Raw genomic sequence first — 13307 nt, 5'->3', positions numbered from 1 at the left:
GCCCGCCGGTCGGGGGCCGGCCGCGTCGAGATCGGGCCCGCTCCACCGCGGCGGGCCGGCCGCCCGTGGCCCGCGGCCGTACCGCCGTGCCGCGGCCCACCGCCGTGCCGTGGCGGGCCGGCCGCGCGGCGGCGCACCGCCCTACCGCGGCGGGCCGTACGGTTCGACGGGCGGGTCGGAGTAGGGACCGCCCCCGGCCTCCGGGTCCATCCGGCGGGCGCCGGCCTCCGTCACGCGCAGGCCGTACAGCCCCTGGTCCGGATCGATCGCCACCAGGCCGTAGCCGGTGTCGACCTCCTCCTCCGGCAGCCCGAGCTCCTCCATGGCCCGCGCCAGCGTCGCCCCGGCCGCCAGACGCACCGTCACCATCCGCATGAGACCACCGATCGTCCGCGACGTAGGGGCCCGCTCTCGGGCCGGCGTCTCCGACGCTACCGAAACACGGGCCCGGGCGGGTCTGCGGCCCGGAGGCGCCGCCCGCGGCCCGGGGCGGCGCCGGTCCGGCCCGGAGAGCGCGTCAGGCCCTGCTCCTGCGGCGCAGCGCGGCGAGTATCCCCCGCGGGTCGACGACGCCGTAGCCGTAGTCGTGGTCGAAGCCCACCTCGCTGCGGTCGTCGGCGGTGCGGCGGAGCAGGGTGCGCAGCTGGGCGGGGGAGAGCCGGGAGGCGGGCCACCGCGTGCGGACGGCGGCCACCAGCCCGGCGGCGACCGGGCAGGCGGCCGAGGTGCCGGAGTCGGGCTGGTCGTCGCCGAACGCCTTCGATCCGGAGAAGTGGGTGTAGGCGCACAGGTCCGGCTTGCGGCCGTCCAGACGGCCGGGGCCCTGCGAGGAGTAGCCCACCCGCTCGCCGCCCGTGTCGACGCCGCCGACCGACAGGACGCGGGGGTGGGAGTTGGCGCCGACGATCGGGCGGTCGGGGAAGGCGCACCGGCCGTCGCGGCAGTCGCGCCCGCAGTTGCCCGCCGCGAACAGCACGTCGGCGCCGGCCGCGTCCAGACTGGCCACGATCAGGTTGAACGGGTGGGCCGGGTTGTCGGAGTAGTTGCCCGGGCTGCCGACGGGGAAGTCCCAGCGGGGGGAGAAGGAACCCCAGCTGTTGCTGATCACCAGGGCCCGCGACTCCTCCGGCTGGGCATCGAGGACCGTGCGCAGGTGGGCGAAGGCCGCGACCGCGTCCGAGAGCAGGCCGTCGACGGCCGAGCCGCCCGGCCGCCGGGAGAGCAGCACGGGGACGTCGAGCAGCGTCGCCCGGGGGGCGGCGATGAGCGTGTCGAAGGCGCACATCGTGCCGTGGCCCACCTCGAACTCACCGGCCTTGCCCGTCACCCCGGCCGGGTTCCAGCTGCGCGCGGCGTCCAGCGTGAACTCCCGGCCGAGGTGGCGGGTGACGTGCGCGGTGTTGATCCCGGTGTCCAGCACGGCGAGCGCGACCCCCGAGCCGTCCAGCCCTTCGCCCGCGAGATCCTCCACGGCCAGCAGCCGCGCCACGTCGTGCCAGTCGCCCACCGGGGCGTCGCCGCCGCAGGTGAGGTTCGACTCGATCACCGGGTCGGCGAAGACGCCGACGACGTCGGGCCGGAGCGCCGGGAGCAGGGCCAGCCGGACCGCGGCCTCGTCGTCGGAGATCTCCCCGCGGACCAGGACCGAGGCGTCCTCCGCGGCGAGCGAGAAGCGCAGCGGCTGGTTCAGCGAGAGCGGGTCGCCGCCCGCGGGCGGGACGGGGCGCGGCACCGCCACCGGCGCGAAGGAGGGGTCCAGGAGGACTCCCGGCAGGCCGTCGGCGACGTCGGCCGCGGCCGCGGTCCGGCGGGGGTCGGCCACGGCCGCGACGACGTCCGGAGAGGGGCGGAGCTGGATCAGGACCCGCATGGCACACCACCGAGGGCTCGAAGGGTTCGGAGACAGCGAACCTCCCCACGTTCCTGCATCCCCGCGGGCGCGTCCAGTCCCGTAAACCGCCCGCCACCAGCGTCTGTACGCCAATCCCGGCAAATCGTCGTGCCCGGTCCTCCTTCCGCGGGACGGCCGGGATCACTACGTTTGGACGGCATGACCGCCGCGGCGCAGAGCACGCCACCCCACCGTCCCGACAGCCGTTCCGAGCACTGGCTGGACACCCGGCCGAGGCTGGTCGTGGCCAGCGCCTTCATGCTCTTCCTGGAGCTGGCGCTGATCAGGTGGACCGGGTCGAACATCGTCCACCTGAGCTACTTCACCAACTTCGTGCTGCTCGGCTCGTTCCTCGGCATCGGGCTGGGCTTCCTGCGGGTGGGGCGGACGGACCGGCCGCCGTACTACTCGCCGATCGCGCTGGCCGCCCTGGTGGCGGTCATCCTGCTGTTCCCGGTCACTGTGGACCGGCACACCGAGGGCGTCCTGTACTGGACCAGCCTGAGCGCGGGCGGGCCGCCGCCCTGGCTGATCCTGCCGGTGGTCTTCGTCGCCGCGGCGGTCGTGCTGATGGGCCCGGCCGAGCTGGTCGGCCGCTGCTTCCCGGAGCTGGACCGGCTGGAGGCCTACCGCTACGACCTGGTCGGCAGCCTGACCGGCATCGGCCTGTTCACCGCGCTGTCGTTCCTCGGCGCGCCCCCGGTGGTGTGGGGCGTCATCGCCGCGCTCGCCTACGCCGTGCTGCTCCGGCCGCGCGGGCTCTGGCCGCGGGTCGCGCTGGCCGTGCCGGCGCTGGTGGTCGTCGGGGCGCTGGCCGCCGAGACGCTGACCGCCGGGGCCCTGTGGTCGCCGTACTACAAGGTGACCCACAGCCGCTTCGAGCAGGAGGGCGTGCCGGTGATGGACATCCAGGTCAACGGGATCCCGCACCAGCGGGCCGTCCCGGCTGTGAACCGGCTGGAGTGGGAGCGGCAGTACGCCCTGCCGTACGAGCGGGCGGCCGGCGGGCGGCTGGACGACGTGCTGATCGTGGGCGCGGGCAGCGGCACCGACGTGGCGATCGCGCTGTCCAAGGGGGCGAGGCGGGTGGACGCGGTGGAGATCGATCCCCGGCTCCGCGAGCTGGGCGCGGCCCACCACCCGGACCGGCCCTACGCCGACCCGCGCGTCACCACCCACATCACCGACGGCCGAGCCTTCCTGGAGCAGACGGACAAGAAGTACGACCTGATCCTGTTCGCCCTGCCCGACTCGCTCACCCTGGTCTCCGGGGCGAGCTCGCTCCGGCTGGAGAGCTACCTGTTCACCCGGGAGGCGATGGAGGCGGCCCGCGAGCACCTCAAGCCCGGCGGCGCCTTCTCGATGTACAACTACTACCGGGAGAGCTGGCTGGTGGACCGGCTCGCCTCGACCGTGCAGGCCGCCTTCGGGCACAAGCCGTGCGTGGACGTCGTGAGCACGGCCGGGCAGCAGGCGGTGATCACCGCGGGGGTCACCGCGCAGGCCCAGTCCTGCGGCGCCGAGTGGGCGGGCGCGACCGCCGCCACTCCGCCGCCCTCGGGGGACGACCGGCCCTTCCTCTACCTGAAGGACCGGACGATCCCGCAGATCTACGTCGTCACCCTGCTGCTGATCCTGATCGTCAGCCTGCTCGCGGTCCGGGTGGTCGCCGGGCCGTACCGCCGGATGCGCCCCTATGCCGACCTGTTCCTGCTCGGGGTGGCGTTCCTGCTGCTGGAGACCAAGAGCGTGACCGGGTTCGCGCTGCTGTTCGGCACCACCTGGGTGGTCAACGCGATCGTGTTCGCCGGGGTGCTGGTCGCGGTGCTGGCCGCGGTGGAGGTGACGCGCCGCTTCCGCACCCCGTCGCTGCCCGTCATGTACGGCGTGCTGCTGGCCGGCCTCGTGCTGGCCTGGCTGGTGCCGGACTCCTGGCTGCTGGGCCTGCCGGTGCCGGCGCGGGCGGCGGTCGCCGTGGTGGTGGCGTTCCTGCCGATCTTCGCGGCCAACGTGGTGTTCGCCAAGCGCTTCGCCGACTCCGCCGACGGCACGACCGCGTTCGGCGCCAACCTGCTGGGGGCGATGGTCGGCGGCTGCCTGGAGTACCTGGCGCTGGTCATCGGCTACCAGGCGCTGCTGGCCGTGGCGGGCCTGCTCTACCTGGGGGCGTTCGCGCTGCTGCCGAGGACCGCCCGGGCGGTCTGAGCGCGCCGGGTCGCCTGAGCACACCGGGCCGTCTGAGCACACCGGACGGTCCGGACGCGGCGGTCGGCCGACGCCGGACGCGCGGGGCCCGGACCCCCGTGCGGGATCCGGGCCCGGGTATGCGGCGCGGCGGCTAGAGGCCGCAGAGCTCGTCGAGGGACTGGGCGCTCTTGTTGGCCGTCGGGCTCTTGCTCGCCGTCGGTCTGGCGGGCGCGCTGAGCGCCGGGGTGGGGGAGGTGCCGGTCGCGCCGGGCGTGGCCGTCCCGCGGCCGGCCAGGGAGTTCCGGCGGGGCTGGGTCGACTGGCGCAGCGCCTTGGCGGACGCGGCGCGGATCTTCTGCCAGTCGGGGGAGCCGGTGTAGAACTCCGGCGGCACGAACTGGAGGCTGGTGATCCTCGCGTCCTTGACCTTGAGGGCCAGGTCGGTCAGGTGCTCCAGCATGTCGCGCGGGATGTTCGTCTGGGCCATCCGCTTGGCCACGCCCGCGATCTTGGTGAAGTTCGTCAGGACGACGGCGGGGGTGGCCTGCTGGGCGAACGCGCCGATGACGCAGCGCTGGCGGGCCATCCGGGAGAAGTCGTCGCTGCCGACGCGCGAGCGGCCGTACCAGAGGGCCTCCTCGCCGGAGAGCGTCTGGTAGCCGGCCTTGATCGTGCCGGCGGTGCCGAACGAGCCGCCGTACTTGACGTCGTGCTCCACCTTGATCTTCAGCCCACCGATGGCGTCGACCAGGTGGGCGAAGCCGTACATGTTGATCAGGGCGTAGTAGTCGATCTTCAGGTTGAGCGTGTAGCCGATGGCGTCCATGAGCGCCCGGGGGCCCTGGTGCTTGCGCCCCATGACCTCCGGGTGGTCCTCGGCGTACTGCCAGACCTCGTTGAGCAGGCCGCCGTTGGGCAGCTCGCGCATGAAGCCGTTGGGGAACTGCTTGGCCAGCGGGCTGGTGGGCGGGAAGCGCACGTGCTGCAGGTTGCGCGGGAGGCTGAACATGACGGTGTTGCCGGTCTTGATGTGGATGCTGGCCACGTTCATGCTGTCGGTGCGGATGCCCTCCCGGTTGCCCGCGCCGTCGCCGCCGATGAGCAGGAAGTTGATCCGGTCGCGCCCGTCCCAGGGGTCCTCGGGCTTGAACGTGGGCGCCGCGGGGTCGTCCTGCGGGCCGCTCGGAAAGATGTCGTTGGCCGTCTGCTTGATGGTCAGCACCGTGCTGGCGGCCAGCGCGAAGGGCGCCATGACGGTGACGCAGAGCGTGCCGATGGCGATCCCGGAGACGATCTGGCCCGTGCCGCTGAGGCGGCTGGGGCCGAGCGTGATGTAGGAGGCGAGCACCAGCAGAAACCAGCCGAGCGCGCCGAGGCCGGCCAGGCCCGCGCCCAGGCCGAGGACGCCGTCCCGGGCGGCGAGACCGGTGTTGTTGCCCAGCGCGATCCCGGCGACCAGTCCCAGGAGCAGCAGCACGCCGAAGGCGCCGAGGAGGATGTAGCCGACGCGGCGCCGCCCGGCGCGCAGGTGCGCCGCACCGGGCAGGATCACCGAGAGCGCGGTCCAGCCGATGAGTGCCCCGGTGGTCAGCGGCCGGGCGAACCGGGGCCGCGGCGCGGGTGCGGACGGCGGACCTGAGGGCGCGGGTGCGGACGGAGAGCCCGAGGGCGCGGAGCCCTTCGGAGCGGGACCGGTCTGCATGCCGGGCGGCGGACCCGAGGGCGCGGAGCCCTCCGGCGGGCCCGCCGGAGCGGGACCGGCCTGCGTGCCGGGCGGCGGGGTCCCGGCCTCCCCCGGTGCGGCGTCCCGGGGGCGTGGGGCTCTCGCCGCCTCCGCGGTCGGCACCCCGGATGCGGCGGTCGGCACCCCGGGTGCGCCGGAGGCGCCGGGAGCGCTGCCGGAGGCACCGGACGCGGCGGCCGCGCCCGGCGTACCGGCCGCGTCGGGTGGGTGCCCGGCGGGCGCACCGCCGGGGCCCGCCGCCCGGCTCGCACGTCGGCGGGGGCGGCGTTTCCCGCCCTCGCCGGTGAGATCCCCCGAGTCCTGCCCAAGGTGCATCGTCACACCGCTTCCTATGGTTTGGCCCGGTCCACCTGGCATGACAGCCGAGGTCCCCCAATTGCACAGAATTGCCCTGGATTCTAGCCCCCATATCTGGACATGACAGACAGCTGGGCAATTCTGGGTGAAGGGAGGTTTAACCTATGAGGTCGTGGAGGACGGGGCGAGCCAGGTGTTGCACTGGAAGGTCTTGTTCTTCTCGTATCCCTGGCGGAACCAGCGGTTGTTGTTCGCCGGGGAGCCGTGGTCGCGGGGCCAGCCCGGATGGTCGCCCACCCGCGAGTAGAAGTAGTAGAGCGTGTTGCGCCGGGCCGGGGTGACCGGGTAGCTGGCCGCGGCCGCGCGCATGAACATCCCGCCGAAGCAGGTGGCCTGGAGCTCGAACCGGCGGCTCAGCGCGAGCTTGCCGCTCCGGCTGCCCGACTCGAGCGTCTGCTGCCACCACGTGTTGGACAGTCCCGACAGCTGCTGGACGTGGTGACCGTACTCGTGGGCCATCATGCTGATGATCGCGCCGTGCCAGTCGGTGATCTGGCCGTAGCCCAGCGCGTTGCCCGACCCCTTGGCCATCGCCGTGGTGGAGGCGTAGATCGTGGTGTTGCGCGGGCAGTAGTACGGCACGATGCTCCCGGTCTGCGGGAAGTCGCCGCAGGCGCCGCGGCCCCGCCGCGACGTGATGGCGTACCCCGGGCGGTGCCAGGCGATGCCCCTGTCCTGCAGGGTCTTCGACCAGACCTTGTCCATGCACCGGGAGGTCTTGAGGATCAGTGACTTGAGCTGGCTGTGGCTGTAGATGCTCCCGGACCCCGCCGGGCAGTTCACCCGGGGCAGGCCCCGGTTCGCGTAGAGCGAGTTGTTCTTCAGGCTCGTGTTGAGGGTCCGGCGGGGCTCCGAGGTCTCCGTGGTCTCCGACGGCTCCGCGGACGGCTGGGACGTGCGGGGCTCCGGTTCGCCGCTCCTGCCGTCGCCGGGCCGCTCGGTGGACCGCTCGGGCGGAGTGAAGGTGGGGATCGCGACCGGCGAGACCGAGACCGAGTCACGGCTGCTCTTGATCAGCGCTCCGACCAGCACGAGTCCGGTGAAGGTGAGCGCGAGCAGGCCGAAGACGGCGCCGACCACCACCCCGGCCCCGCCCCCGCTGCGGGGCCGCGGCGGCTGCCAGGCGGGCGGCGGGTAGGCGGGTTGCCGGTGGTGCGGGCCGGGCGGCGGGGGCGGCTGGCCGTACGGCATGCGCCCCTGGCCCGGCGGCGGCCCCTGCGGGTGGCCGTGGCCGGGCGGGGGTCCCTGCGGGTGTGCTGGGGGCGGGTAGGGCGCGTTCGGCGGGGGCGGGTAGCCCTGTCCGGCGGGCGGGCCCTGCGGAGGAGCCTGGTACGGGTGCCCCTGCGGGGGGCGCCCCGGCGGCGGATGACCCGGTCCGGGCCCCTGCGGTGAGTGGGCGGGTTGCCGGTGGTGCGGGCCGGGCGGCGGGGGCGGCTGGCCGTACGGCATGCGCCCCTGGCCCGGCGGCGGCCCCTGCGGGTGGCCGTGGCCGGGCGGGGGTCCCTGCGGGTGTGCCGGGGGCGGGTAGGGCGCGTTCGGCGGGGGCGGGTAGCCCTGTCCGGCGGGCGCGCCCTGCGGAGGAGCCTGGTACGGCTGCCCCTGCGGAGGAGCGTGGTGCGGGTGCCCCTGCGGCGGGTGGCCGGGCGGGGGCGGGGCGGGATGCGGACGCCCCCGAGGCGGCGGTGGCGGCGGAGGGTACTGCCCGCTGGCTGTCACTCTGTCTCCCCGTGTCTCCCCGTGCACCAGGAGCCCGATCGATCCGGCCGGCCTGATGCCCTGTCGAATTTGGGGCGTAAGCATACTGATTTATCATTCGTCACGGATGTGACCGTATTCGGCTACCGTCCGAAATCATCTGAGGTGATCTCCGCGATGTGCAGGACCGGGCCGGTCGCCGTGTCCTAGCTTCGGAGCCATGAATCTGCAGCAGCTCCGCTACGTGGTCGCGACGGCGGAGCACCGCACCATGACCGATGCGGCCAGGTCGCTGTACATCGCACAACCTGCGCTTTCCCGTGCGATCAGGGATCTGGAACGCGAGCTCGGGATGACGTTGTTCGCCCGCTCCGGGCGCGGCGTGATCGTCACGGCGCAGGGGCGCCGGGTGGTCAAGCTGGCCCGGGAGGCGCTCGACGCCGTCCACGAGATCGAGGCGCTCTCCGCCCAGGGCCGGTCGCCCGAGGCGGAACTGCGCATCGCCTCCCCACCCGGCCTCGAGCCGGGGGTGGCGGGCCGCATCCTCCGCGCCTACAGCGCGGAGCACCCCAAGGTGCGCGTGCACATCGTCCGTTGCGACGGACGGGACGGCGTGGTCAGCGCCATCAGGGACCAGCGGGCCGACCTCGGCCTCACGGACCTGCCCGTCCCCGCCGACCTGATCAGCCACCCGCTGGAGCGGCAGGAGATCGTGCTGATCTCCCCGCCCGGCCTCGACCTCCCCGACCCGGTGCCGGTGCGCATGCTCGACGGCATGCCGCTGGTGCTCCCGGCCCCGGGCGGCATCCGGCGCAGGGAGTTCGACTCCCTGTTCGCCAAGTACGGCGTCGCCCCCGTGGCGGCCCTGGAGACCGATGGGCGCGACGACCGGCTGGAGCCGGTCCGGGCGGGCGCGGCCTCCCTGCTCTGGTACCGCGGGACGGCCGAGCAGGCCGTCCGGGCCGGACTCGTGGTCCGGTCGCTCGATCCCTCGCTCCGCCGGGTGATCGCGCTCGTCCACGCGAGGCGGCGTCTGCCCGCCATCGCGCAGGAGTTCCTGACCGTGGCCGAGGGTGGGTCGGCCGCCTAGGAACGCCTGGCACGTCGGTTGTCAGCAGAACCCACAGAGGCGGCGCAGGTGGGAGCGCCGGCCTCTCCGGCCCGGGCGGTAGGCTCGGTCCCGATGACTATCTTGCGTCTGCGCGGCCGTGAGTTCCGGCCCGGCGAGTTCGCGATCATGGCGGTGGTCAACCGCACCCCCGACTCGTTCTTCGACAAAGGCAGGACCTACGGGTTCGACGCCGCCCTGGAGGCGGTGGACCGGGCGGTCGCCGGAGGCGCCGACATCGTCGACATCGGCGGGGTCAAGGCGGGCCCCGGTGACGAGGTGGACCCGGCCGAGGAGATCCGCCGGGTGGCGGACCTGGTCGCGGCGGTCCGCGAGCGCCATCCCGATCTGATCGTCAGCGTCGACACCTGGCGCGCGGAGGTCGGCGAGGTCGTGGCCGAGGTCGGCGCCGACCTGCTCAACGACACCTGGGGCGGAGTGGACCCGGCCCTAGCCGAGGTCGCCGCCGCGCACGGCATCGGCCTGGTCTGCGCGCACGCCGGGCGGGTCGCCCCGCGCACGCGCCCGCACCGCATCGCCTACGCCGACGTGGTGGCCGACGTGATCGGCTACACCGTGGACCTGGCCGAGCGGGCGGTCGCCGCCGGGGTCGCCCGCGAGTCGATCCTCATCGACCCGGCCCACGACTTCGGCAAGAACACCTACCACTCCCTGGAGGTGGGCCGCCGCCTGGACGAGATGGTCGCCACCGGCTGGCCGGTGCTCGTCGCGGTCTCCAACAAGGACTTCGTCGGCGAGACCCTGGGCGGGCTCCCGGTCGACGAGCGGCACGCCGGGACCATGGCCACCCTGGCGGTCTCCGCCTGGCAGGGCGCCCGGGTCTTCCGCGTCCACGACGCCGCCTCCGCCCGCGCCGCCCTCGCCGCCGTCACCGCGTTGCGGCAGGGCGCCGGACCCGCCTGAGCGCTGCGGCAGGGCGCCGGACCCGCCTGAGCGCGGTGGCCTGCCGGTGGAGTCCGGCCTGGGAGGGATGGCCTGCCGGTGGGATCCGCTCACCCGGAGCGGTGGCCTGCCGGTGGGATTCCGCCCGGTGCGGTGGACCCGCGCGCGGACACGTCGCCGGAGGACGCGCGGGCGGCCGGTCCGGTGCCTGTGCATGCCGGTAACGGACCGGTAACCGGTCGCCGGGGGGCGCCGGAACGGAGCGATGGGCGTCCGGTGGACGCGGCCGTGCAGGGTTGAGCCCCGGGACCGGCCGCGTCGCCGGCCCGGTTCCGGCGAGCGCCGAGCAGTCGCCCGCCCTCCCGCGATCCACTCGAATGATTCGGAGCATGCACATGAACAGTGAGCGTCCAGCGGTCACCGTCCTCGGTCTGGGCATGATGGGCGCCGCCCTGGCCGGCGCGTTCCTCGACGGCGGTCACCCGACGACGGTCTGGAACCGCTCCGCGGGCAGGGGCGACGACCTCGTCGGGAAGGGTGCGGTGCGCGCGGCCGCGGTCGGCGACGCGGTCGCGGCCGGGCAGGTGGTCGTCGTCTGCGTCCGCGACTACGACGCGGTACGGGAGGTCCTGGAGCCGGTGAGCGCGGCGCTGGCCGGCCGGGTGGTGGTCAACCTGACCTCCGGGACGTCGCAGGAGGCGCGCGACCTGGCCGGCTGGGCCGCCGGGCACGGGATCGGCTACCTCGACGGAGCGATCATGATGACCCCGCAGGGCATCGGCACGCCCGAGGCCGTCATCCTCTACGGCGGGGAGCAGGAGCTCTTCGACGAGAGCAGGCCGGTGCTGGAACGGCTGGGCGGGGGCAGCACCTACCTGGGTCCCGACACCGGAATCCCGGCACTGTACGACGTGGCCCTGCTGGACATCATGTGGTCGACGCTCAACGGGTTCCTGCACGCCGCGGCGCTGGTCGGCACCGAGAAGATCCCGGCGACCGCGTTCGTGCCGTTCGCCACCGGCTGGCTGGGCGGGGTGGCCTCGTTCCTGCCCCCCATGGCCGAGCAGATCGACGCGGGCGAGTACGCGGCGCACGACGCGACACTGGAGACCCACCTGTCGCCGCTCGGCCACCTGATCCACGAGAGCCGGCTCCGGGGCGTCGACGCCGATTCTCCCGCCCGGACCAGGGCCATGGTCGAACGGGCGATCGCCGACGGCCACGCCGCCGACGGCTACGCCCGGCTGATCGAGCAGATGCGCGAACGGTAGGACCCGGCGCCGCCGGGACGGCCGCGGGGAGACCGGCCGGGCCGGACGGTCACTCCCTCCGGGCTCAACGGCTCCGTGGTTCCGGCGGCCGCGCGGCCGCCTGCAGCAGCCCGCGCAGGTGGTCGCGCCGGTCGCCGGGCGGGCCGTGCGGCTCCACCGCGCCGGTGAGCCACAGGAAGTCGAGCAGCTGGTCCACCGCCGTGTCGGAGAGCCGGTCCAGTGTGAGTACGGCGGAGTCGGACCCGCCGCCGCTCCAGCAGGGGCTGCGGTCCAGCAGGTCCGCGCGGGCGGCCGCGACGACCAGCACGGGAACCGGATCGGAACCCACGGCCAGCCCGTCCACGAACTCCAGCAGGGCGTCCGGTCCCTGGTGCAGATCATCGATGACCAGGACCAGCGGAAGGTCCAGCGGGTGCCCGGCGAGGAACTCCTTCCACACCGCCGCCATGCGGGCGGCGTCCTGGGCGCCGTCCACCGCCAGCATTCCCTCGAGGCGGGTGAGCTCCGAGGCCGGCAGCCGGGGGGCGCCGCCCAGGCTCTGGATCGTGACGCCGGTGGTCGGGCACCGGCTCACCAGATAGCGGGCGCTCTGCGTCCGGCTGACGAGCCGGCGCTCGACCTCGATCAGGAACCGGGTCTTGCCGAGGCCGGGCCCGCCCAGCACCGTCACCAGGTGCGGCCGGCGCCGGTGCCGGGCCCGCTCCAGCATCCCCTGGACGACGGCCAGCTCGTACTCGCGGTCCACGATGGGCAGTGAGTGCCCGGCCAGGCACTCCTCCACGGCGGCCGCGCCGTCCCGGGAGGTGCCCGCCGCCCCGACCGGCGCGGGGGGCCCGGCGGCCACGGCCGGGCGGAGGGCGGGATCGTGGTTGAGGATCGCCCGCTGCAGCGCCCGCAGGTCGTGGCCGGGATCGACGCCCAGATCCTCGACCAGCGCGGTGCGTGTCCGCTCGTACGTCTCCAGAGCGTCCGCCTGGCGCCCGCACCGGTAGAGGGCGAGCATGAGGTGGCCGCAGGACCTCTCGCGCAGCGGCTCGCTCCGCACCGCGGCCTCGAGCTCGCGCACCACCTCGTGATGCCGGCCGCAGGCCAGCGCCGCCTCGAAGTAGTCCTCGGTCGCGTCGAGCCGGGTGTTCTCCACCGCCGCCAACTCCGGCCAGGAGACGCCGGTCTCGACCAGGTCGGCGAGCGCGGGGCCGCGCCACAGGTCGAGCGCCTCCCGGAGGACCGCGGCGGCCTGCGCGTACCCGCCCCGGGCGAGATGGGCACGGCCCTGGGCGACCAGCCGCTCGAACACGTGGAGATCGACCTGCTCGGGATCGACCGTGAGCATGTATCCGGGAGGACGGGTGACCAGCACCGCCCCGGCCGCCGCCCGCCCGTCGCCGGCCAGGGCCTCGCGCAGGCCCGAGACGGCGTTCTGCAGGATCTTGCGCGCCGAGGGCGGAGCCTGTCCCGCAGGCCAGAGCGCGTCCAGCAGCCTGCTCGTCGCCACCGTCCGGTTGGCGTGCAGCAGGAGCAGGGCGAGTGCCGACTTCTGCCTGGCGCCGCCGAGCGCGGCCGCCCGATCTCCGTTCCGGACCTCCAGCGGGCCCAGCATGCGGAAACGCATCACGCCTGTCCGCGATCAGGGGCCGTCATGCCTTGATCGTACCGGCCGGTCCGGATCCGGGGGTTCCGCGGTGCATCCGGATCGGGTGAGCGCCGACTCGGCGGACGCCTCGGAACGGGACACCCCGGGACCGCCGGGGCCGCGCCGGACCCCGTCCACGCCGCCCACGCCGTCACCGGCGTACCGGTCCGGCAGGCCGACTTCTCCGGCACTCTCGGGGAACGCACCCCGTACGGGCGCACCCCGTACGGGACGGTTCCGGGGTTCGCTACGGTGGGCGTGTCCACGGGCCCGCCGCCTCCGCCCCGGCGGGAGCCGCCGGCCGCGCACCCGCGCCCGCCGGTCCGGGCAGGGCGTGCCCGCGCCCCGTGGCGCCATCCCCGCGGTGAACCCCAGGAGAGGACGATCGTTGCCTGACACGAGGAACGACCCGGTCGTGGTGATCGGGCTCGGCCGGTTCGGCAGTTCGCTGGCGGCGGAGCTGGTGCGGCGGGGCACCGAGGTGCTGGCGATCGACAGCCGGCCGAAGGTGGTGCAGA

Annotated in this window: 10 protein-coding genes; 5 read left to right on the top strand and 5 right to left on the bottom strand. The window is 74.4% G+C overall.

Going from position 1 to position 13307, the window contains the following annotated elements; genetic code table 11:
• Positions 1 to 141: 141 nt before the first annotated feature.
• Positions 142 to 369: a hypothetical protein gene (locus IEZ06_RS29685; protein WP_229798879.1), complete on the bottom strand. Its 228-nt coding sequence runs from the start codon at positions 367 to 369 to the stop codon at positions 142 to 144.
• A 148-nt stretch (positions 370 to 517) separates the two neighbouring features.
• Positions 518 to 1870, bottom strand: a complete 1353-nt coding sequence (locus IEZ06_RS29680; protein WP_189239991.1) for a S8 family peptidase — start codon at positions 1868 to 1870, stop codon at positions 518 to 520.
• 180 nt (positions 1871 to 2050) lie between these two features.
• On the opposite strand from IEZ06_RS29680, the gene IEZ06_RS29675 reads away from it, so the two are divergent.
• Positions 2051 to 4096 carry a spermine/spermidine synthase domain-containing protein gene (locus IEZ06_RS29675; RefSeq protein WP_189239990.1) on the top strand — a complete coding sequence of 682 codons (2046 nt, stop codon included), beginning with the start codon at positions 2051 to 2053 and terminating at the stop codon, positions 4094 to 4096.
• A 133-nt stretch (positions 4097 to 4229) separates the two neighbouring features.
• On the opposite strand, the gene IEZ06_RS37370 is transcribed toward IEZ06_RS29675, so the two are convergent.
• Positions 4230 to 6137, bottom strand: coding sequence for an LCP family glycopolymer transferase (locus tag IEZ06_RS37370; RefSeq protein ID WP_268245637.1), 1908 nt, complete (start codon positions 6135 to 6137; stop codon positions 4230 to 4232).
• Positions 6138 to 6281: 144 nt separating this feature from the next.
• Positions 6282 to 7370: a neutral zinc metallopeptidase gene (locus IEZ06_RS29665; protein WP_189239988.1), complete on the bottom strand. Its 1089-nt coding sequence runs from the start codon at positions 7368 to 7370 to the stop codon at positions 6282 to 6284.
• 724 nt (positions 7371 to 8094) lie between these two features.
• Between IEZ06_RS29665 and IEZ06_RS29660 the strand changes: the two genes are divergently transcribed.
• From IEZ06_RS29660 to IEZ06_RS29650, 3 genes are all read left to right on the top strand, one after another.
• Entirely contained in the window at positions 8095 to 8964 is an 870-nt protein-coding gene (locus IEZ06_RS29660) for a LysR family transcriptional regulator (protein ID WP_068893856.1), read from the top strand.
• Positions 8965 to 9057: 93 nt separating this feature from the next.
• Positions 9058 to 9906 carry a dihydropteroate synthase gene (folP, locus tag IEZ06_RS29655; RefSeq protein ID WP_189239987.1) on the top strand — a complete coding sequence of 283 codons (849 nt, stop codon included), beginning with the start codon at positions 9058 to 9060 and terminating at the stop codon, positions 9904 to 9906.
• A gap of 368 nt (positions 9907 to 10274) precedes the next feature.
• A complete protein-coding gene (locus tag IEZ06_RS29650) occupies positions 10275 to 11156 on the top strand; it encodes an NAD(P)-dependent oxidoreductase (RefSeq protein ID WP_229798877.1) in 882 nt (293 codons plus the stop codon).
• 64 nt (positions 11157 to 11220) lie between these two features.
• Here IEZ06_RS29650 and IEZ06_RS29645 read toward each other — a convergent pair whose 3' ends face one another.
• Positions 11221 to 12768, bottom strand: a complete 1548-nt coding sequence (locus tag IEZ06_RS29645) for an AfsR/SARP family transcriptional regulator (RefSeq protein WP_189239986.1) — start codon at positions 12766 to 12768, stop codon at positions 11221 to 11223.
• Positions 12769 to 13177: 409 nt separating this feature from the next.
• Here IEZ06_RS29645 and IEZ06_RS29640 point away from each other — a divergent pair.
• Positions 13178 to 13307: NAD-binding protein (locus IEZ06_RS29640; RefSeq protein ID WP_229798887.1), on the top strand; the 130-nt coding region annotated here is incomplete at its 3' end.

The organism is Planomonospora antibiotica (genome assembly GCF_014647955.1).
Classification (GTDB): domain Bacteria; phylum Actinomycetota; class Actinomycetes; order Streptosporangiales; family Streptosporangiaceae; genus Planomonospora; species Planomonospora parontospora.
The sequence above is the reverse complement of the archived record's forward strand: the minus strand, read 5'-3'. Positions and strand labels throughout refer to the sequence as shown.

Bases quoted from the DNA above. Each gene is read 5' to 3' on its own strand.
- IEZ06_RS29675 (WP_189239990.1), top strand. From the start codon at position 2,051: ATGACCGCCGCGGCGCAGAGCACGCCACCCCACCGTCCCGACAGCCGT.
- IEZ06_RS37370 (WP_268245637.1), bottom strand. From the start codon at position 6,137: ATGCACCTTGGGCAGGACTCGGGGGATCTCACCGGCGAGGGCGGGAAA.
- folP (WP_189239987.1), top strand. From the start codon at position 9,058: ATGACTATCTTGCGTCTGCGCGGCCGTGAGTTCCGGCCCGGCGAGTTC.
- IEZ06_RS29680 (WP_189239991.1), bottom strand. From the start codon at position 1,870: ATGCGGGTCCTGATCCAGCTCCGCCCCTCTCCGGACGTCGTCGCGGCC.
- IEZ06_RS29645 (WP_189239986.1), bottom strand. From the start codon at position 12,768: ATGCGTTTCCGCATGCTGGGCCCGCTGGAGGTCCGGAACGGAGATCGG.
- IEZ06_RS29685 (WP_229798879.1), bottom strand. From the start codon at position 369: ATGGTGACGGTGCGTCTGGCGGCCGGGGCGACGCTGGCGCGGGCCATG.
- IEZ06_RS29665 (WP_189239988.1), bottom strand. From the start codon at position 7,370: ATGCCGTACGGCCAGCCGCCCCCGCCGCCCGGCCCGCACCACCGGCAA.
- IEZ06_RS29650 (WP_229798877.1), top strand. From the start codon at position 10,275: ATGCACATGAACAGTGAGCGTCCAGCGGTCACCGTCCTCGGTCTGGGC.
- IEZ06_RS29660 (WP_068893856.1), top strand. From the start codon at position 8,095: ATGAATCTGCAGCAGCTCCGCTACGTGGTCGCGACGGCGGAGCACCGC.